At 69.7% G+C, this 18082-nt stretch carries 20 protein-coding genes; 8 read left to right on the top strand and 12 right to left on the bottom strand.

Going from position 1 to position 18082, the window contains the following annotated elements:
- Window positions 1–10 precede the first annotated feature (10 nt).
- Window positions 11–1030: a Bug family tripartite tricarboxylate transporter substrate binding protein gene (locus tag ASC98_RS25540; protein ID WP_056808905.1), complete on the top strand. Its 1020-nt coding sequence runs from the start codon at window positions 11–13 to the stop codon at window positions 1028–1030.
- A 1-nt stretch (window position 1031) separates the two neighbouring features.
- Here the strand turns inward: ASC98_RS25540 and ASC98_RS25535 are convergent, their stop codons facing one another.
- From ASC98_RS25535 to ASC98_RS25525, 3 genes are all read right to left on the bottom strand, one after another.
- Window positions 1032–1991, bottom strand: coding sequence for an NRDE family protein (locus ASC98_RS25535; RefSeq protein ID WP_056808907.1), 960 nt, complete (start codon window positions 1989–1991; stop codon window positions 1032–1034).
- Complete coding sequence (locus ASC98_RS25530) at window positions 1979–2275, bottom strand: DUF4936 family protein (RefSeq protein ID WP_056808909.1); 297 nt, start codon at window positions 2273–2275, stop codon at window positions 1979–1981. Before ASC98_RS25530 ends, ASC98_RS25535 begins: the two co-directional genes overlap by 13 nt.
- 62 nt (window positions 2276–2337) lie before the next feature.
- Window positions 2338–3258 (bottom strand): folate-binding protein YgfZ, encoded by a 921-nt coding sequence (locus ASC98_RS25525; RefSeq protein ID WP_056808912.1) that lies wholly within the window; start codon window positions 3256–3258, stop codon window positions 2338–2340.
- Window positions 3259–3350: 92 nt separating this feature from the next.
- Here ASC98_RS25525 and mltG point away from each other — a divergent pair, with 92 nt between their 5' ends.
- From mltG to ASC98_RS25490, 7 genes are all read left to right on the top strand, one after another.
- Window positions 3351–4349 (top strand): endolytic transglycosylase MltG, encoded by a 999-nt coding sequence (gene mltG, locus ASC98_RS25520; protein WP_082552787.1) that lies wholly within the window; start codon window positions 3351–3353, stop codon window positions 4347–4349.
- Between the two features lie 12 nt (window positions 4350–4361).
- Window positions 4362–4973 (top strand): dTMP kinase, encoded by a 612-nt coding sequence (gene tmk / locus ASC98_RS25515; RefSeq protein WP_056809264.1) that lies wholly within the window; start codon window positions 4362–4364, stop codon window positions 4971–4973.
- Window positions 4967–6019, top strand: a complete 1053-nt coding sequence (gene holB / locus ASC98_RS25510) for a DNA polymerase III subunit delta' (protein ID WP_056808914.1) — start codon at window positions 4967–4969, stop codon at window positions 6017–6019. Before tmk ends, holB begins: the two co-directional genes overlap by 7 nt.
- On the top strand, window positions 6016–6405 hold the full coding sequence (locus tag ASC98_RS25505) for a PilZ domain-containing protein (protein WP_056808915.1): 390 nt from the start codon (window positions 6016–6018) through the stop codon (window positions 6403–6405). The genes holB and ASC98_RS25505 overlap by 4 nt, the downstream gene beginning before the upstream one ends.
- Window positions 6406–6468: 63 nt before the next feature.
- Window positions 6469–7260: a TatD family hydrolase gene (locus ASC98_RS25500; protein WP_056808918.1), complete on the top strand. Its 792-nt coding sequence runs from the start codon at window positions 6469–6471 to the stop codon at window positions 7258–7260.
- A gap of 224 nt (window positions 7261–7484) precedes the next feature.
- Window positions 7485–7712 carry a hypothetical protein gene (locus tag ASC98_RS25495; protein WP_056808920.1) on the top strand — a complete coding sequence of 76 codons (228 nt, stop codon included), beginning with the start codon at window positions 7485–7487 and terminating at the stop codon, window positions 7710–7712.
- A gap of 70 nt (window positions 7713–7782) precedes the next feature.
- Entirely contained in the window at window positions 7783–9276 is a 1494-nt protein-coding gene (locus tag ASC98_RS25490) for a carboxypeptidase M32 (protein ID WP_056808922.1), read from the top strand.
- Here ASC98_RS25490 and ASC98_RS25485 read toward each other — a convergent pair.
- The 9 genes from ASC98_RS25485 to ASC98_RS25450 form a co-directional block, all read right to left on the bottom strand.
- Complete coding sequence (locus tag ASC98_RS25485) at window positions 9264–9707, bottom strand: DUF3037 domain-containing protein (protein WP_235581395.1); 444 nt, start codon at window positions 9705–9707, stop codon at window positions 9264–9266. The genes ASC98_RS25490 and ASC98_RS25485 overlap by 13 nt on opposite strands.
- Complete coding sequence (locus ASC98_RS25480) at window positions 9685–10476, bottom strand: HipA family kinase (protein WP_157598277.1); 792 nt, start codon at window positions 10474–10476, stop codon at window positions 9685–9687. Before ASC98_RS25480 ends, ASC98_RS25485 begins: the two co-directional genes overlap by 23 nt.
- Before the next feature lie 106 nt (window positions 10477–10582).
- Entirely contained in the window at window positions 10583–11311 is a 729-nt protein-coding gene (locus tag ASC98_RS25475; protein WP_056808925.1) for an FAD-binding oxidoreductase, read from the bottom strand.
- On the bottom strand, window positions 11311–11919 hold the full coding sequence (locus ASC98_RS25470; protein ID WP_056808927.1) for a sulfite oxidase-like oxidoreductase: 609 nt from the start codon (window positions 11917–11919) through the stop codon (window positions 11311–11313). The genes ASC98_RS25475 and ASC98_RS25470 overlap by 1 nt, the downstream gene beginning before the upstream one ends.
- Window positions 11920–11998: 79 nt before the next feature.
- The gene (locus ASC98_RS25465; RefSeq protein ID WP_082542308.1) at window positions 11999–14581 is read right to left on the bottom strand and encodes an ATP-binding protein; all 2583 of its coding nucleotides are present in this window, start codon (window positions 14579–14581) and stop codon (window positions 11999–12001) included.
- 67 nt (window positions 14582–14648) lie between these two features.
- Window positions 14649–15611: a hypothetical protein gene (locus ASC98_RS25460; RefSeq protein ID WP_056808931.1), complete on the bottom strand. Its 963-nt coding sequence runs from the start codon at window positions 15609–15611 to the stop codon at window positions 14649–14651.
- A 172-nt stretch (window positions 15612–15783) separates the two neighbouring features.
- Window positions 15784–16170, bottom strand: a complete 387-nt coding sequence (locus ASC98_RS25455) for a hypothetical protein (protein ID WP_056808934.1) — start codon at window positions 16168–16170, stop codon at window positions 15784–15786.
- A 407-nt stretch (window positions 16171–16577) separates the two neighbouring features.
- The gene (locus ASC98_RS32070; protein ID WP_255358844.1) at window positions 16578–16706 is read right to left on the bottom strand and encodes a hypothetical protein; all 129 of its coding nucleotides are present in this window, start codon (window positions 16704–16706) and stop codon (window positions 16578–16580) included.
- A gap of 299 nt (window positions 16707–17005) precedes the next feature.
- Window positions 17006–18016 carry an IS5 family transposase gene (locus ASC98_RS25450; protein WP_056810710.1) on the bottom strand — a complete coding sequence of 337 codons (1011 nt, stop codon included), beginning with the start codon at window positions 18014–18016 and terminating at the stop codon, window positions 17006–17008.
- Window positions 18017–18082 lie beyond the last annotated feature (66 nt).

The following is an 18082-nucleotide window of genomic DNA, read 5'->3' as shown; positions in this document are numbered from 1 at the left end:
GAGAGTTGCCATGGGCACGACGCGTCGACAGTTCCTCGGCCACGCCGGCGCCGCCCTCGGGGCCGCGTGGTTCGCCGGCGGCGTCGTGCAGGCCGGACCGCCCGGCGACAAGCCGGTGCCGATCGATCCGCCGATCGAGACGCTGCGCATCGTCATCGGGTTCGCGGCCGGCGGCTCCGGCGACCTGCTCGCCCGCAGCGTGGCCGAATCGCTGCATGGCACGCATGCGCGCACGGCGCTGGTCGACAACCGGATCGGCGCCGGCGGCCAGCTGGCGCTGCTGTCGATGAAGACCGCGCCGGCGGACGGCAGCACGCTGCTGCTGACCCCGTCGTCGATGCTGACGCTCTTTCCGCACACCTACAAGCAGCTGCCGTACGACCCGCTGCGCGACGTCGCCCCGGTGTCGCTGGCCTGCACCTTCGACCTGGCGTTCGCCGTCGGACCGCAGGTCGATGCGTCGGTGCAGACGCTGCAGGCGTTCATCGCCTGGGCGCGGGCCCATCCCGAGCTGGCCAACTTCGGCAGCCCGGCGACCGGCTCGTCGACCCATTTCGTCGGCGAGATGCTGGCCCGCGCCGGCCAGCTGCCGCTGCGCCATGTGCCGTACCGCGGCAGCCGGCCTGCCATCGTCGACCTGATGGGCGGGCAGGTCGCCGCGGTCTGCACACCGCTGGGCGACATGCTGCCGCACCTGCAGGCCGGACCGATCCGCCTGCTGGGTGTCTGCGGGGCACGGCGAAGCCGCTTCGTGCCGGAGGTGCCGACCTTCGTCGAGCAAGGCCTGAAGGACATCGTCGCCGACGGCTGGTATGCGTTCTACCTGCCGGGCGGTGCGGGGCCGCAGGTCGTGCAGCGCGCAAATGCCGCATTGCGCGGTGCGCTCGACGATGCGCAGGTGGTCGCGATGCTGGCCCGCATGGGCTTCGATCCGGCCGGGTCGTCCCCGGCCGAACTGGCGGCCTTGCAGCGACGTGACACCGAACGCTGGGGCGCCGTCGTGAAGTCGCTCGGGTTCAGCGCGGTGTGATTCAGTCGCCGGCCGGCCGGTTGCGGCGCGGCCGCTCCGGCTTCAGCAGGCTGCGCACCCGCGTCTTGCGCGGCACGGCGGCGCTGCTGCCCGACGGGTCGTCAGCCTCGTCGACGCTGCCCTGCGCGGAGGCCTCGGCCGGCGGCGCTTCGCTGTAGCGCGGCGGCCAGTCCTTCAGCGTCGAGCGGCGCAGCAGCGCCATGCCGCCGCTGGCGGCGTAGGTGCGTTCGAGCACGTGCGTGACCAGCCGCTTGTTGACGCGCTCGGTGATGACCAGTGTCGAGCAGCGGGTGCCGTAGCTGCCGTCCGGCGTGCGGATGAACGCGGCCGACAGCAGCTTTTCCCATTCGGGCGACACGCCGGTCGACGGCAGCAGCGCGTCTTCGGCCAGCGTGCGGTCGCCGAGCGCCTCGAACAACCGGGTGCCGAGCGTGTCGACCGTGTCGCTCGCCGACAGCGCCGCATCGACGCGCGCCTTCAGCAGGTCGACCTTGGGCCACGGCGCATCGAGCCGGCCGTTCGACAGGCCGAACAGCCCGCGTTCGAGCCGCACCGGGTGCACCTCGTGGCTCGACGCCCAGAAGCATTCGCCGCGCTGGAAATCGGCGGCCACCAGGTTGAAGCCGTTGTAGCCGGCCAGCGCGGTGCGCATCCAGAAGCGGTCGGTCTGCAGGTCGCCCGACAGCCAGCGCGGCACGATGTCGCCGCGCGACGGCGCCAGCGGGTCCTGGCGCGACGGGTCGCGCACGTTGGTGACGAAGGCCAGGCGCCCGGCGGCCGTCAGGCCGAGCCAGGTGCCGCCGGCTTCGAGGTCGCGCCCGCCGAGGATGTCGGGCCGGTCGGCGCCCGGCGACCACCAGGCGAGGCGTGCGGTCGGGCGCTTGAAGAACTCGTCGCGGTTCGCCGCGATCACCAGCGGGAAGCGGCGCGACTGGTCGATCGCCAGCGCTACGAGGCACATGGCACGAAGCCCTCGCAGTGGCGGGGGCCAACGATCCACGGCGCGAGCACGGCAGCGAGCTGCGCTTCGATCTGGCGCGCCAGCGTGTCGTCGATGCCGTGGGGCGCGAAGGCGTAGGTTTCCATCCAGGTGTGGTGTTCGTCGCGGGAATCGGGGCGGCGCAGCAGCCGGGCCTGGAGCCCGGGCCAGGCCGACTGCAACAGCGCCTGGGCCGCAAGGACCGCGGCCGACAACGCCTCGGCGTCGCCGGCCTTCGCCCGATAGTAGATGAACAATTCGCGCACGATGCCGCCGCCGATGCGGGTCCGTGAAGTCGTGCCTGGAATGCCCGAGGCAGCCCGGCCGCTCAGGCCGTCACGTCGATGTCGACGTCGTATGGCATCGGTTGGCGGACCAGCACCGGCCCGTCGACGGCGCCCAGGTGCAGGCTGCCGCCGTCGAGCGCCGCGAGCTTGACCTCGGCCAGCACGCGCGGCCCGGCCGCATTGACGACGAGGCCGGCCGGCTGCCCGGGATCGGCGCTGTGGAAGATCTCCTGCCCGGCGCTCGCCGGCACCGCCGACTCGAACAGGAAGCTGCGGCGCTTGATGGTGCCGCGGTACTGGCTGCGCGCGACGATCTCCTGCCCGGGGTAGCAGCCCTTCTTGAAGTCGACGCCGCCGACCAGCTCGAAGTTGAGCATCTGCGGCACGAACTGGTCGACGGTGGCCGCCTCGACGCGCGGCACCGCGCTCGCGACCTCGCCTTCGCGCCAGGCATCGAGCGACAGCACGGGCAGGGCAGGGGCCGGCGTGCCGGCGGCCGCGGCCCACAGGTAACGTTCGTGTCCATCGGCATCCGGCAGGCGCACCAGGCTTGCGCCGGCGTGCTCGCTGCGCTGCCACGGCGCGGCCGATGCCGCGCTGCCGAGCCAGGCCCGGGCCGAGGCGCCGGCGAGACCGTGCAGCACGAACTCGGCCGACGCATCGCTCAGCTTGCACTGCGCGCGCAGCACGAACATCGACAGCCGCTTCAGCGTCGGCGCCAGCAGGTCGGCGCTGCAGGCGAGCAGCAGCTCGTCGGGGGCCGGTTTCCACACCACGAAGCTCGCGAGCAGGCGGCCCTTGGCCGAGCAGTAGCCGGCCAGCCGCGCCTGGTCGGCACCCAGCTGCGCGACGTCGCTGGTCAGCTGGCCGTGCAGGAAAGAGGCGGCATCGGCGCCGCGCGCGCGGATCACGCCCCAGTGGGACAGGGTCGCGATGCCGTCGAGGGAGAGTGTTGTGCTCATTGGATACAAGCCGTGCGGAAGTGCCGATTATCATCAGCGCCCGTCATCGGGTCCCGACCGGGGTCTCCGGGCCTTCTTTCGAGCTTCCCGCCGTGAAATTCCTGCGCCGTCTCGTCCTGCTGGTGTTCGTGCTGGGCCTCCTCGTCGTCGGTGCGGCCGTCGGCGGCACGGTGTGGTGGCTGCAGCAGCCGCTGCCGCTGAATGCCGATGCGGTCGAGGTGTCGATCGAACCCGGCACCTCGCCGCGCGAGGTCGCACTGGCCTGGACCCAGGCCGGCGTGCAGGCGCCGCCGGTGCTGCTCTACGAATGGTTCCGCTGGTCGGGCCAGGCGCGCAAGATCCGCGCGGGCAGCTATGCGATCGCGCGCGGCATCACGCCGCGCGGCCTGCTCGACAAGATGGTGCGCGGCGACGAGGTGCTGTCCACCGTGCGCCTGATCGAAGGCTGGACCTTCCGCCAGTTCCGCGCCGAACTCGCGAAGGCCGAGAACCTGAAGCAGACCACCACCGGCATGACCGAAGCGCAGCTGATGGCCGCGATAGGCGCGGCCGGCCTGTCGCCCGAAGGCCGCTTCTATCCGGACACGTATGCCTACAGCAAGGGCGCAAGCGATGTCGCGGTGCTGAAGCGGGCGCACCGCGCGATGCAGCGCCAGCTGGAACTGGCCTGGGCCGAGCGGGCCGCCAGCTCGCCGCTGCGCAATGCCGACGACGCGTTGACGCTGGCCTCGATCGTCGAGAAGGAGACCGGCACGCCCGCCGATCGCAGCCGCGTGGCCGGCGTGTTCACGAACCGGCTGCGCATCGGCATGCCGCTGCAGACCGACCCGACGGTGATCTACGGGCTCGGCGAGGCCTTCGACGGCAACCTGCGCAAGCGTGACCTGACCACCGACGGCCCGTACAACACCTACCTGCGCACCGGGCTGCCGCCGACCCCGATCGCGATGCCGGGGCGGGCCTCGCTGCTGGCCGCGGTGCGGCCCGACACCACCAAGGCCTTGTACTTCGTGGCCCGCGGCGACGGCAGCAGCCAGTTCAGCGAGACGCTGGCCGAGCATAATCGCGCGGTCAACCAGTACCAGAAGTAGCCACCAGTGCCCGTGCGCGGACGATTCATCACCTTCGAAGGCATCGACGGCGCCGGCAAGTCCACGCACATCGACGCGCTGGCCGAACACCTGCGCAGCGCCGGCCAGCCGGTCGTGCTGACCCGCGAGCCGGGCGGCACCCCGCTGGCCGAGCAGTTGCGCGAACTGCTGCTGCATTCGCCGATGGACCCGCTGACCGAGGCGCTGCTGGTCTTCGGCGCGCGCCGCGACCACCTGGCGCAGGTCATCGAACCGGCGCTGGCCGCCGGCCGCACCGTGCTGTGCGACCGCTTCACCGATGCGAGCTTCGCCTACCAGGGCGGCGGGCGCGGCTTCGATGCCGGCGTGCTCGCCACGCTCGAAAGCTGGGTGCACCGCCACCTGCAGCCCGACCTGACCTTCTGGTTCGACCTGCCGGCCGCGCTGGCGGCCGAACGCCGTGCCGCGGTGCGGGCGCCGGACCGTTTCGAACAACAAGATTTGGCCTTCTTCGAGCGCGTCCGCTCGGGGTATGCATCGCGCCTGCAGGCCGCGCCGGATCGCATCGTCCGCATCGATGCCGCCGCACCGCGCGAGCAGGTCTGGCAGCAAGTTCTCGCCTCGTTGGAGCAGTACCCGTGGTAGATCCCGAAGGAAAGCTGCCGTTGCCCTGGCTGGCGACGGCGCTCGACGAGGCGCTGCGCACGCAGCGCGGCCATGCGCTGCTGATCCACGGGCCGCAGGGCATCGGCCAGTTCGAACTGGGGCTGGCGCTGGCGCAATCGTGGTTGTGCGAGGCCGTGCCGGCCGGACAGTTCAAGCCGGCCTGCGGGCGTTGCGCGAGCTGCCACCTGGTGCAGGCGCGCTCGCATCCCGACCTGCTGGTGCTGCTGCCCGAGGCGCTGCGCGAAGCGCTGGGCTGGGACAGCGCCGACGACGGCGGCGACAGCGAGACCAAGGCCTCGAAGGCCAAGCCGAGCAAGGAGTTGAAGGTCGAGGCGATCCGCGGCGCGGTCAACTTCGCGCAGACCACCTCGGCGCGCGGGCGCGGCAAGGTCGTGCTGCTGCACCCGGCGGAGCGCATGAACGGCATCTCGGCCAACACGCTGCTGAAGACGCTGGAAGAGCCGCCCGGCCAGGCGCGCTTCATCCTCAGCAGCGGCTCGCCGGATTCGCTGCTGCCGACGATCCGCAGCCGCTGCCAGGCGCTGCCGCTCGCGCTGCCGCCGACCGACCAGGCGACCCGCTGGCTGGCCGAGCACAAGATCGCGCAACCGGACGTGCTGCTCGCCGCGGCCGGCGGCCAGCCGCTGCAGGCGCTCGACTGGGCGCAGGACGGCGTCGACGCGGTGGCCTGGCTGCGCCTGCCGAAGCAGCTTGCGGCCGGCGACGCGGGTCAACTGGCCGCCTGGCCGCTGCCGCGGCTGCTGGAGGCGATGCACAAGCTCTGCCATGACGCGCTGTGCCTGGCGTGCGGTGCACCGCCGCGCTACTTTCCGCCGGCCTCGCTGCCACCGGCGATGCCGCTGTACGGCCTGACGCGCTGGGCGGCGTCGCTGTCGGCCGCGAGCCGGCATGGCGAACACCCGTGGAATCAGCCGGTGATGGTGGAATCCTTGGTGCAACAGGCCCGCGAGGCGCTGGCACCGGCACGCCATGCCAAGGGTCCTTCGGTACACTCGGCCCGATGAGCGATTCCTCCGCCACTCCCTCCCGCGCAGTCGCACCGGCCGCGGCCTCGCGGCCGAGCGTCATCCAGCTGGTCTTCCGCGAAAAAGGTGCGCTGTACGCCGCCTACATCCCGCTGTTCAGCGAAGGTGGCCTGTTCGTGCCGACCACCCGCGAGTACAAGCTCGGCGAAGACATCTACCTGCTGCTGTCGCTGCCGGACGATCCGCAGCGCTATCCGGTCGCCGGCAAGGTGTCGTGGCTGACGCCGCCCAACGCCTCGGGCGGCCGCACCCAGGGTGTCGGCGTGCGCTTCCCGACCGACGAGAAGACGCGGGTGCTGAAGCTGAAGATCGAAGAGATCCTCGGCACCTCGATCCAGTCGTCCAAGCCGACGCAGACGATCTGAACCCGCCTGCCGGCGCACCGCGCCGGGCCCGTCGACGCCAATTTCCCGCTCCCGCCGTTCCCCATGTTCGTCGACTCGCACTGCCATTTGAGCTTTCCTGAGCTGCATGCCCGCCTCGACGAGATCCGCGCCGAGATGGCGGCCGCGCAGGTCGACCGCGCGCTGTGCATCTGCACGACGCTCGAGGAGTTCGACGGCGTGCAGGCGCTGGCGGCGGGTCACGACAACTTCTGGGCCTCGGTCGGCGTGCACCCCGACAACGAGGACGTGCTCGAGCCGAGCGTCGAGACGCTGGTGGCGCTGAGCCAACGCGACAAGGTGGTCGCGATCGGCGAGACCGGGCTCGACTACTACCGCCTGAACGGCCGCAGCATCGCCGACATGGAATGGCAGCGCGAGCGCTTCCGGGTGCACATCCGCGCCGGGCTCGAACGCGACCTGCCGCTCGTCATCCACACTCGCAGCGCGTCGGACGACACCGTCGCGCTGCTGAAGGAGCAGGGCGCCGGCCGCTCGCGCGGCGTGTTCCATTGCTTCACCGAAACGATGGCCGTCGCGCGCGAGGCGCTCGACCTCGGCTTCCTGATCTCGTTCTCCGGCATCCTGACCTTCAAGAGCGCCGTCGAGCTGAAAGAGGTCGCGCGCTACGTGCCGCTGGACCGCTGCCTGATCGAGACCGACAGCCCCTACCTGGCGCCGGTGCCGTACCGCGGCAAGACCAATTCACCGGCGTACGTGCCCTACGTCGCCAAGCAGCTCGCCGAGTTGAAAGGCTGCACGGTGGAAGAGGTCGCGGCCCACACCAGTCGGAATTTCGAAGCGCTGTTTCGCCTGCCTGCCCCGGCGCCGGTGTAAGCATTCAGATCTCAAGTTTTGCATGAGGTAACGCATGCAGTTCATTGATCTGTAAAGATAAATATGATTTCATATGGAGCTGGATCACCGGCTCCTTCGCTCCGCCACCGACAGGCATGTCAGGGTTCTTCTGACCCCTCGTTTGGAGCAGTACCGACTACGAGGAAGCGGACGCGGCGCCTACAGTGACTCCATCGATACACCCCGTTCACTGGAGCGTCACCATGCAGAGCACCGACAGCACCGAGATCGTTGGCAACCCCTTCGTTCTGATGATGAATCCGGCCGAAGTGTTCCAGGCGATGGAGCGTTCCGAGCGACTCGAACGCCTGCAGCGCCGCATCTGCCGCCCGCTGGACAAGCCGCTGATCCCGCGCGTCGAGTCCGACATCAACGCCTACGATCACCTGATCGACGCGGAACCCGAATCGGAAGCCGATTCGGCCGACTGAATTCCTCGGGGTCTGTCCGGGTCCGGCCAGGCCGGCCTGACGTAGCATCGATGCACAACGCATCGATGACATGACCACCAAGACACCCGCTTACGACGCGCTGGCCGCCCTGAGCCAACGCCTTCACCACTTCGATCACCTTCGCGCCATCGCCGGCTGGGACCAGGCCGCGATGATGCCGCCCAAGGGCAACGACGCCCGGGCCGCCGCGGTGGCCGAGCTCTCGGCGCTGATGCATCGGTTGCGCACCGATCCGTCGACCGCCGGCGAACTCGAACGCGCCGGGCAGGAGCCGCTCGACGACTTCCAGCGCGCCAACCTGCGCGAGATCCACCGCGAATGGCAGCTCGCGAACGCGCTCCCCGAATCGCTGGTGCAGGCTCGCTCGCTGGCCACCGCACGTTGCGAACACGCGTGGCGCACGCAGCGCCCGGCCAATGACTGGGCCGGCTTCGTCGTCAATTTCCGCGAGGTGTTGCGCGTCGGGCGCGAAGAGGCGAGCCTGCTGTCGCAGCAGACCGGCCTGTCGAAATACGACGCGCTGATGGACCGCTACGAGCCCGGCATGACCAGCGTCGAGGTCGACCGCGTCTTCGACGACCTGCGCCAATGGCTGCCCGGGCTGATCGCGCAGGTGCGCGAGCGGCAGTCCCGCGAGACCTGCATCGAGCCGACCGGGCCGTTCCCGGTCGAGCAGCAGCGCCGGCTGTGCGAGGCGGTGATGCACCTGCTGGACTTCGATTTCGACGCTGGCCGGCTCGACACCAGCGCCCATCCGTTCTCCGGCGGCGTGCCGGAAGACGTGCGACTGACCACCCGCTACCGCGAAGACGGCTTCCTGCAAAGCCTGATGGGCACCATCCACGAGACCGGCCATGGCCGCTACGAGCAGAACCGGCCGCGCAGCTGGCTCGGCCAGCCGGTGTCGAGTGCGCGCTCGATGGCCATCCACGAAAGCCAGAGCCTGAGCTTCGAGATGCAGCTCGGCTGCAGCCGCGGCTTCACGCAGCTGCTCGCGCCAATGCTGGCCACGCATTTCGGCGCGCAACCGGCCTTCGCGCCCGACAACCTGTACCGCCTGGTCACGCGGGTGAACCCGGGCTTCATCCGTGTCGACGCCGACGAGGTGACCTACCCGGCGCACGTGATCCTGCGCTACCGGATCGAGCGCGCGCTGATCGAAGGCGAGATCGAGGCGGAAGACATCCCGGCGCTGTGGGACGCCGGCATGATGGAACTGCTGGGGGTCGACACCCGCGGCAACTTCACCAACGGCCCGCTGCAGGACGTGCACTGGCCCGAGGGCCTGTTCGGCTACTTCCCGTGCTACACGCTCGGCGCGATGTACGCCGCGCAGTGGTTCGCGACGCTGCGCCGCCAGCACCCCGATCTCGATTCGCGCATCGCTGCCGGCGACCTGTCACCGGTGTTCGACTGGCTGCGCGAGCAGGTCTGGCAGCAGGCGAGCCGCTGGACGACGGCCGAACTGTCGGTGCGCGCGAGCGGCGAGACGCTGAACCCGCTGCATTTCCGGCGGCACCTCGAAAGCCGCTACCTCGGCTGAACTTCTGCGCTGCCCGCGATGGCAGCGCGGCGCGGCCGCACCATCGCGTCGAGCAGCCGCTCGAGCGCGCCCGGCAGGTCGCGGCAGCGCCCGGTGTGCACCGGCGAGGTCTGGATCGCGGTGCTGCGCGGCGCGACCAGCCAGTCGAAACGCTCGCGGGGCAGCAGCCGGCCGAGCGCGCCGGCGTCCGCACCGCCGCGGCAGATGGCCGGGATCGCGGCCAGCGACGCGCGGATCGCGGCCAGGTCGAGCCCCGGATCGAGCGCCAGCAGCCGCGCGTCGTCGACCTCGATGCCCGCCTGCAGGAAGCCCGACGGCGCGCACGAGACGATCGCCCCGACATTGATGAACTCGCCGCGCTCGACCCGCGGCACCACGCGGACGATCGCGTAGTCGTAGGTGCAGAGGTCAGCGGAGCTGGGAGCGGGCACGGATCGCCTCCTCGACAAAGACATGCGACGCCGCCAGCCGGCGCGTCAGGTAGTCGGCATAGGCCTGGCGGTGCGCGGCCCGGTCGGCGAACACCTCCGGCTCGTCGAGCCAGGCATCGGGAATCAGCGCGACGATCTCGGCAATCGCCTGCGGCGTGATCGCTTCGTGCATGCGCGCATCGGCCTCGGGCAACGCGGCCGCGAACGGCAGCAGCACATGGTCGCGCACCAGCGCAAAAGGGCTGGCGGCGCGGTCGAGGTGGCCATCCCACGAGTGATGGAAATACAGCGCCGCGCCATGGTCGATCAGCCACAGCCGCCGGTGCCACATCAGCAGGTTGCTGTTGCGGGGCGTGCGATCGACGTTGGTGACGAAGGCGTCGTGCCAGACGATGGCGGAGGCGATGTCGGCGGCCGGCCGGTCGACCAGCGGATCGAAGGTGACCGAACCGGGCAGGTAGTCGAGCGCGAGGTTCAGGCCGGCGCTGGCGCGGATCAGGTCCTGGATCTCGGGGTCGGGTTCGGTGCGGGCGAGTTCGGCCTCGAGTTCGACCAGCACGATCTCGGGCACCAGCAGGCCGGCCATGCGGGCCAGCTCGCCGCACACCAGCTCGGCGATCAGCGCCTTCGGGCCCTGGCCGGCGCCGCGGAACTTGAGCACGTACAGGCCTTCGTCATCGGCCTCGATGATCGCGGGCAGCGAGCCGCCTTCGCGCAGCGGCGTGACGTAGCGGTGGGCGCAGACGGTGCGCAGGGCAGGGCGGGACATCGGGCGATTGTCTCCCGAGATGACGACCCCTCGCCCGACGGGTACGTCGGGCGGTCCCCCGAGGGGACCCGGGCCGGCTTGGGGCGGCCCGGCGCTCGGCCCGGCGTCAGGCCCCGCCGTAGCGCTCGGTGCGGATCGTCGACGCATCGAGGCCGGCGGCGCGCAGCCCGGATGCCACCGCCTCGACGAAGGGCGTCGCGCCGCAGACGAAGGTGGCCGCGGGCGCGTGGCCCCAGTCGGCCAGTGCCTCGCGCAGCAGCGCGTCGTCCAGCCGGCGGTCGAGGTCGCCGGGCCGGCGGGCGGGTTCGCGGGTCGTGATGAAGACCAGCCGCAGCGATGGATCGGCCGATGCCATCGCGCCCAGTTCATCGGCAGCGATCAGCTCCTCGTGGCGGCGCGCCGAGTACAGCAGCAGCGTCGGCACGCCACGACCGGCCGTGTGCCGCAGCCGCAGCATCGCCAGCAGCGGCACGACACCCGAGCCGCCACCGACCAGCAGCAGCGGTCCGCCGTCGGCCGGCTGCCACACGAAATGACCGCCGATCGGGCCGCGCGCTTCCAGCGTGTCGCCGGCCTCGGCGGCGTCGTGGAACCACGGCGAGACCTCGCCGTCGTCGAGCCGCTCGACCAGCAGCTCGACCGGCGCCGCGCCTGGTGCCGACGCGATCGAGTAGCTGCGCTGCGCCTGGTAGCCGTCGGGCGCCGACAGCCGCAGGTCCAGGTGCTGGCCGGCCAGCGACGCGGGCAGCTGCAGCCGCAGGAACACGCTGACGACGCGCGGCGTGCGCCGCACGATCGCGTCGACCGCGACCTCTTGCCAGGTGCCGGTGGCCATCACGGATCGTTCGTGTAGCGCTGCTCGCGCCACGGATCGCCACGCATGTGGTAGCCGCGCAGCTCCCAGAAGCCGGCTTCGTCGCGCGCGGTGAAGCGCAGGCCCTTGAGCCACTTCGCGCTCTTCCAGAAATACAGGTGCGGCACCAGCAGCCGCGCCGGGCCGCCGTGCTCGGGGGCGAGCGGGGCGCCGCCGAAGCGCGTCGCGACCATCGCCCGGCCTCCGACCAGGTCGGCCAGCGGCACGTTGGTGTCGTAGTCGTCGAACGAGCGGGCCAGCACCCAGGGCGTCGGCGCCTCGATGCCGGCGGCGCGCAGCAGGTCGTCGATGGTGACGCCTTGCCATTCGGTGTCGAACTTCGACCAGGTGGTCACGCAGTGGATGTCGCCGCGCCAGGTGGTCTGGGGCAGGGCGTTGAATTCGTCCCACGACCAGCTGGCCAGCGGCCGCGGGCCGTCGTGCAGCGTGAAGCGCCAGTCGGCGAGCGGTACATCGGGTGTCGGGCCGTACGACAGCACCGGGAAATCGTCGGTGAGGTGCTGGCCCGGTGGCAGCCGCTTCGCCAGGTCGGTGGCGGGGCGGCGGCCGAAGAATCCGCGGGTTGCCATGGAGGTCTCCGTCGCAAAGGTGTCGGCCCGATGTTCGCATGCAGGAACGCGGCCTGCAGGCCGCGGCGCGTCGGCACCGCTACAAGCCGCGCACGTCCGACTCGACGCGTGCCAGCTTGGCGCCGATCTCGTCGAGCGCCGCGTCCAGGTTGCCCGCCGTGCCGGTGTGCACGCTGTCGGCCAGCGCCATCGACAGCGTGGCCAGCCGCTCGGCGCCCAGTTGCCGCCCGGAGGTGGCCAGCGCATGGGCGGCGCGCTTCAGTTCGGCCCATTGCACCGGTTCGCGGGTGGCCGCGCGCATCTGGTGCAGCAACCGCGGCGCCTCGCCGAGAAAGGTCGACGTGACCGAATGCAGCAGATCGTGCATGCCAGGGCGCTGCCGGGCCCGCAGCTCGGCCAGCGCCTGTGGCGCCAGGCGCGGCGGCGCGCTGAGCCAGCGCTGCAGCACATGCTCGATCACGTCGCGGGTGAACGGCTTCGCGATGTAGTCGTTCATGCCGGCGGCCAGGCATTCGTCGCGGTCGCCCGCCATCGCATTGGCCGTCAGCGCGATGATCGGCAGGTCGCGTTCGCCGTGGGCGCGGATGCGCCGCGTCGCCTCCAGCCCGTCGATGCCCGGCATCTGGCAGTCCATCAGCACCGCGTCGTAGACGCGCTCGCGGCAGCGAGCGATGGCCTGCAGCCCGTCGCTGGCGCGATCGACCTGCAGGTTCAGCGATTCCAGCATCGCCGCGGCCACCTCCATGTTGACCGGGTTGTCCTCGGCCAGCAGCACGCGCCGGCCGGCCAGCGGCGTTCCCTGGCCGCCCGGCGCGGCCGGCCGCTCGCGCGGGGCGGGCAGGCCCTGCGCCGCGGCGAACGGGATGCGCACGCAGAAGGTGGAGCCGCGTCCCTTGGCGCTTTCGACCGCGATCGTCCCGCCCATCAACGTCACCAGCTGCCGCGTGATCGCGAGGCCCAGCCCGGTGCCGCCGTAGCGCCGGGTCATCGAGCCGTCGGCCTGGGTGAACGGCTGGAAGAGCTGCGCGCGGGCCGCGTCGTCGATGCCGATGCCGGTGTCGCGCACGCTGAATTCGATGCGCGATCCGGAGGCCTCGTCGCCCACCGCGACCAGCTTCAGCTCGATCTCGCCGTGCTCGGTGAACTTGACCGCATTGCTCAGCAGGTTGGCCAGCACCTGGCGCAGGCGCATCGGGTCGCCGCGCACGACCTGCGGCACGCCGCCGCCGATCTCCACCGCCAGCGCGACGCCCTTGCGCCGGGTCGCCGCGGCGTACATGCCGAGTTCGTCGTGCACCAGCGCGGACAGGTCGAAGTCGATCTCCTCGAGCTCGACCTTGCCGGCCTCGATCTTGGACACGTCGAGGATGTCGTTGATCAGGTGCAGCATGGTTTCGCCGGAGCCGTAGGCGGCGGTCGCGAGGTCGCGCTGGCGCGGCGTCAGCCCGGTCTGCAACAGCAGCTCGGTCATGCCGAGCACCCCGTTCATCGGCGTGCGGATCTCGTGGCTCATGTTGGCCAGGAAGGCTGATTTCGCGCGGCTCGCGCTTTCGGCCGCCGAGCGGGCGCGCTCCAGTTCGCTCAGCATGTGGTCGCGCCGCTCGAGCAGGCGGTAGACCCACCAGGTCAGCCACAGCAGCAGGGCGTTCATCACCAGCGCCAGCGAGGCGACCAGCCAGGTGCTGCGCCGCCAGTGCGCCAGCACGACGGTTTCGGTCGCGATGATGCTGACGACCAGCGGGTAGGTCTGCGACACCGCCGGCGCGACGATGCGCAGCCGCGAGTCGCTCGGGTCGGTGGCACGCGCATCGTTGAAGAGGGCGGTGCCACCGGCCCGCGCCCCCTCGGACAACGCGCGAAACGATGCGCTGCCCTTGATGACCTGGCCCATGAAATCCTCGCGCGGCGGATGGCGCGCGAGCAGCGTCGCGTCGCCGCGCAGCAGCGCGAGCGAGACGTCGCTCTGGTCGAAGTTCATCGACCGGTAGAAGCGCTCGAAGTACTCGCTGTCGATGCCGACCTGTGCGATGCCGATCATCCGGCCCTGCGGATTGCGCAGCTTGCGCGCGAGGTAGAAGGTCCAGCGGCCGTTGCCGCGGTTCTTGACCGGCTCCGACAGGAAGACTTCCAGCGACGGATTGGCCAGGTGGGTCTTCAGGTAGTCGCGGTCGGACAGGTTGATGTCAGGCGGCGGGTAGCTGCGCGAGAAGTTGACGAGGTCGCCGGCGGTGGTCGCGATCGAGATCACGTCGATCTGCGGCAGGTCTTTCTGGCGCTCGCGCATCATGTCGAACACCGCCTGCCGGCCGGCGATGCGGCGCAACGCGCTTTCGTCGATCGGCTGGGATTTCTGGATGTCGTCGACGACGCGCCCGAGCACGGCATCGGCCGCTGCAAGCGTCTGGTCGGCGTGGCGCACGGCCAGTGTCGACAGCTTCGACAGGAACAGCCGCCAGTCGTCGAGGGCATCCTGGCGGCTGCGCCAGCTGACGAAGCCGGCGGCCGACAGCGTCAGCACCATCACCGCCAGCCCCGCCGCCAGCACCGACTGGCTGCGGCGCAGCCCGGGCCGGCGCGGGGCGAGGGGCTCCCCGGCCGGTGCCGAGCCGGACCCCGCTACTGCTTCCGGAGTCGCCGGACCTTCGTGATGCCCCATCCTCATGCGCGGATGATGCCGCGTTTTGCCGGTCGGGAGCCCCGGGGATTCCGGTGGGCGCTTGGCTGATGGGTCAGCTGATCATCGGCGTCAGCGCGCGGGTCACGCGGCTGGCCTGTTCCTCGGTCAGCATGCCGGTGAGCAGCTGGAAGAAGCGGGGCTGTTCGATGCCGGAGACGATGTACTGCCAGCGGTAGGCCTTCAGCATCACCGCGTGCAGCCGGGCCAGCTGCTCCGGCGACGGTTGGCCGCGCAGGTGGACGAAGTACCGCACGTCGGCCTGGCTCTGCAGCAGCAGCAGGCCGTCGATGGCACGCATCAGTTCGATCAAGTCGTTGACGGCGGCATCGCGCTGGGGCGGTGTCAGCTTGGCGTCTTCGCGCCGCCATTCCAGTTCGTCGAGCACCGCGTGCTGCGATTCTTCTTTCCAGTGGAACAGGAACACGTCCTTGAACAGCTCCGACAGGTCGGGGTCGACGTGGATGCTGCGCTGGTAGTGCGTCTGCGTGAAGAGCTCGATGTGGCAGGTCAGCGCGAGCACGGCCCAGGTCGACTTGCCGAGCACCAGCCGCGCGACGGGGTCGGCCTCGGGCACGAACTGGTAGCCCGGCGCCATGCCGGTGGCCATCAGGTGTTCGAGCCGCCGGAACAGCGCCTGGTGCTTCAGCTCCTCGTCGCTGAAGCGGATCAGCGCCTCGAGGGCGACCTGGTCGCCGAACCAGTGCTCGCGGCTCACCTCGAGCAGCTTGGCGTTGATGAAGCGCTCGACCATGCCGAACATGTTGGCGTAGGTGCGGCCCTGGATCTGGCTCAGCAGCCGTTTCTCGCCGGTGCTGAAGCCGTGCAGGTGCTCGAGGTGCGTCAGCCCGTCGGGCAGGAACTTGCGGTCGAAATCGAAGGTGCGGCTGCGGATGACGTCGCGGTCGATTTCCCAGCGCACGCGCTTGGAGATCTCGATGCAGCGCGCGTAGCGGGCGGTGGTTTCGGGGCTGTTGCCGTGCGGCGTCGACGGCTGCGAGAGTAGGTCGGTGCTCATGATCAGTCCTCCTGAATGTGTTTGCGGATCGGTGGAGCACCGGCGACCCTAGTCACAACAAGAGGAGAAATTGTGCAGTTCACCCTGTTGTCGAAACGACTTCGGGTGCTGCAAACGATGCCAGGCAGAGCACGCAGCGTGCGGGGACGCTGCGGCTGCTGCCGGGCAAGGCTCAGGCCGTGCCCGCGCCGATCGCGCGCTGCGGCAGGGTGGGACCGGTCTTCGGTCGTCGGCGGCCGATGCGGCCGTGCATCGCCGGCATCGAGCGTGGCGTGGCGATGGCGGCAGCCGTGACCTGGATCGGCTGCGTCAGCCACGTGGGTGGCTGCCAGTCGCCGAACCAGGCGGGCGGCGGCTGCGTGCTGACGCGCGGCGTCAGTTGCTCGTCGACGATGCGGCCGAGCTTCATCAGCAGCGCACGGGCGTAGTCGGCTTCGTCGGCCACCAGGTGCTGCAGTTCGTCGCGGATCTGCATCACCTGCAGCCGCAGCTGCTGCACCGGCGCAAAGTCGGCATGGCGTTCTATCGCCAGCAGGTGGTCATGGGTCAGTCGAGTCATGGACGAGGTCCCTCCGGGTTGGATTGGCTGGATTCGTTGGCAACACGTGTTTACCTTTCAGTGCTTGCGGCGCGGACGCGGCCGTGGCAGCAGTGTCCGGCCCGGTGCAGATGCGGCAGCAGACCCATGCGAACGGGCGATGGCAAATGCGAAGCCGGGGCGATGGGCGGCCGGGCGAGGCTTCTGGCTGGTTGCTCCTTAAGCGCGACAATGTATATTATGTTAACTGTTGGGTGGGCTGTCCCCGGCTGCTGCCCCTCACGACGGCAACGAACTCGGCATCGTTGGCTGCCGGACCTTCCGGTGATCTGGATTCCGAATGGCGGCCCGCGGATCAATTCCACTGCGCAAAGTGCCCATTGAGCGCTTTGAGCATCCCAAGCTAGTCTCTCTCTCCGGGCACTATCCTATTTCACGGCCACGATGTGCATATCGAAGAATTCGTCATCGATGAGTACCTTGATCAGCACATAGGACCTCCCTTTCAGCGTCACCCCTTTGGTGAAGATTACGGCGTCAGGCTGGTAGGCGTACATGTACGAGTAGGAGTCGCAAACGAGACTCATGCCGTTCTCAAACCGAATTCTCTTGCCGTGCTCGCAGCCCTCGAACTCACCCTTAAGGATGTGCTGATCAATTCAATTTCTGGAGCCGACAGCTTCTCTGCGAACACCGGTGCACCGCGGCGAGCGCGAGTTTCCGCGGGTTTTGAACGATTGGGGATGTGCTGATCAATTCAATTTCTGGAGCCGACAGCTTCTCTGCGAACACCGGTGCACCGCGGCGAGCGCGAGTTTCCGCGGGTTTTGAACGATTGGCGAGCTCGTCTTGGCCCTCAAGACGCACTGACCCCGGCGGGCCTCAGCAACGGCCTCTTGGCCATCGCCAGGTTGGCCAGCGCGAACAGGCTGTACATGCGCGCCCGGTTCTTGGCCAGCCCGCGATAGCTGACCTTCTTGTGGCCGAACAGGTTCTTGACGATGTGGAACGGGTGCTCCACCCGCGCCCGGATCTGCGCCTTCTTGTGTTCGACCAACTCTGCCAAGCGCTTGTGCACCCCGTCGGCCATCGCAGCGAGCACGCCGCGCTTGGTCGCGATCAGCCAAGCGATGTCACCGCGGATGCGGCCCTCGTCCTGCGCCTTGATGATCTCTTCTCGCTTGGCAACACCCGTGTAGCCCGAGTCGCCGTGCACACGGCGCTCCTGGCCGTGCAGCAGCGCATGCGTGTTGACCACGTCGCTCTCGTTGGCAGAGGTCACGTGCACGCTGTGCACCAGGCCCGAGTCGGCATCCACGCCGATGTGTGCCTTCATGCCGAAGTAGTACTGCTGGCCCTTCTTGGCCTGGTGCATCTCAGGGTCGCGCTCACCGTCCTGGTTCTTCGTCGAGCTCGGCGCCGCGATGATCGTCGCGTCCACCAGCGTTCCCTCGCGCATCAGCAACCCGCGCTCGCCCAGGTGCGCGTTGACCTTCTCGAAGATCGCCTTCGTCAGCTCGTGCTGCTCCAGCAGCCGGCGGAACTTCAGCAGCGTGGTCGCGTCAGGCACCTGCTCGCGTGACAGATCCACGCCCACGAACTCGCGCATCGCCTGGCTGTCGTAGAGCGCGTCCTCCAGGCCCTCGTCGCTCAGGCTGTACCACTGCTGCAGGAAGTACATCCGCAGCATCCGTTCCACACCGATCGGTGGGCGGCCGACACGGCCGCTGCGCGGATAGTGCGGCTCGATCAGCCCGCACAACGCCGACCACGGCACCACGCGCTCCATCTCGCCCAGGAACTTCTCGCGCCTCGTCTGGCGCTTCTTGCCCGCGTACTCCAGGCTCGCAAAGCTCGTCTGTTTCATGCCGCCATCCTCGCCGTCCGCAGCTCATTCGGCCATCGAGATCTGCCCGAATAAATCAGTGGTTCC

The organism is Rhizobacter sp. Root1238 (genome assembly GCF_001425825.1).
Classification (GTDB): domain Bacteria; phylum Pseudomonadota; class Gammaproteobacteria; order Burkholderiales; family Burkholderiaceae_C; genus Rhizobacter.
Note: the sequence above shows the minus strand (reverse complement) of the source record. Positions and strands in the feature narration are given on the sequence as shown.